This is a genomic window from Pseudaeromonas pectinilytica (assembly GCF_054780855.1).
The window spans coordinates 1-1,683 of sequence record NZ_BAAGVN010000227.1 but is presented as its reverse complement, the minus strand read 5'-3'; the positions used below and the strand labels follow the sequence as shown (position 1 = coordinate 1,683).

The 1,683-nt window shown below is 36.7% G+C and carries 2 protein-coding genes; both read left to right on the top strand.

The features are described from left to right. Positions 1-330: 330 nt before the first annotated feature. Positions 331-1,344, top strand: coding sequence for a hypothetical protein (locus ACYVG7_RS10415; RefSeq protein WP_460883050.1), 1,014 nt, complete (start codon positions 331-333; stop codon positions 1,342-1,344). Beyond that, positions 1,341-1,683 (top strand): tyrosine-type recombinase/integrase (locus tag ACYVG7_RS10410; RefSeq protein ID WP_460883049.1); only part of this gene is annotated, 343 nt, incomplete at its 3' end. The genes ACYVG7_RS10415 and ACYVG7_RS10410, both read left to right, overlap by 4 nt.

The following is a 1,683-nucleotide window of genomic DNA, read 5'->3' as shown; positions in this document are numbered from 1 at the left end:
TCAGAGCGAGTTTCTTCGACAAGGGTAAGGTGTTCAATCAAGGTCATAGAGTGCGCCTCCTGCATGGAGGCGTGATTAGATCACAGACGATCAGCCTGTTCAAATTTCATTAACAAAGTGCGATCCCGCCCTGCCTACACAACCAGAAGATCAGGCGTGTTCTACGTTCAGTTTTGGTGTGATAATAAATTGATAAAAACCAGCCTCAGGACAGACTCAACCAGAAAAGCGAGAAGTATAATGCTTCGCTTGAGTCCGCTCATAGTTGATTGCATCAACGAGAAAGGTTCAATTGAAAATCTGAAAAAAGTAGTTAGGGGGCTAATAGGAATGAAAAACGAAGATGAATTAATTGATGACTATGCAAGATCAAAAATGATTTTATCATTCAATAAACGACTAAATGAATGTAATCATTCCATAATATCTGGCATCCCTTTTCCAGCAGAACAAGTTATCCAAGAGTTCGCCAATCTAGCCGCCGCGTTGGATGATCCACTTACAGCCTATAAGTTACAAAGTAATTTTATAGAGCTCTACCTGAAAAAATCCAAAAACATATCAGCTATTGACCAAGGTTTAAAAACAGAAGACCAAATTAAAAAAGAAGCAACACGTCAATGGCGAACCTATAGAGACATGCTTAGGATACAATCCAATACATTATCTTTCCAAGATAAAAACATTGAATCACTACTAACAAAGCACATCACACAAGCAAACTCTGCATATACTGAATTAACCACGTCAGCGTGGGAATCAGCAGCAGAAATAGAAGAAACAGAGCAACCAAAAGCAATCTTATTGTCTGATTTACACAAAGAACATGTGGAACATAAAAAAGACATCTATATTACAAGCTCTAAAACTAAATCATTGAGTCATGAAAACGAAAGAACATTACAAAGACAAAACAAATACTATATGAAGTTTATTGCTGTGGCTGGTGACATAAACATATTATCAACACCGAGAGACTACATTTTTAACTCATTAATTCAATTATTTAACTGGCCTAATGAGAACCAATCAGGTAGCAAATACCACGCAAAGACAAAAGAAAACAAAGCGAAATCAAAAACCCAAGAGTGGCATAACTCTATAGCGTCAGAATTGGATGAAATTGCAGAGGATGATGCTATAATAAAATCAAAAGGAACAGTTCAAGAGGTTTTGGGGTGGCTGCAAGAAATATATAAATTTGCCATAGAAAAAGAATACATAACCACGTCCCCAGTATCAACCGCCACAGAAAAATATAAAATATATGAAAAGCAAGCAAAGACAACACGAGGAGCTTATTCCGCAGATGAAGTAATCAAAATAATTAATCATGTACCATGACAAATCACAAAGCAAAATGGCCCATTACATTAATGTGTTACACTGGCTGCCGCAACTCAGAACTGTATAGAATAACAAAGAAAGATATCAATCTTGAAACAAAATCGATATACATTGATGGAACAAAAACAGCTGCGGCCAAACGATACATCCCGCTAGCAAAAAAATTAGAAGAAAAAGGATTTTTGGAATTCATAAAAGACAAAGACGAATCAAAACCAATTTTAGATGGAACAATCCCTGAGCAACAATTGAACCCAGGGCTGACGCATCAGTGTTTATACTTTGAACAACCCCATACATTCGAACAAATATTGTTCATTCAGACAGCAGAGCCTG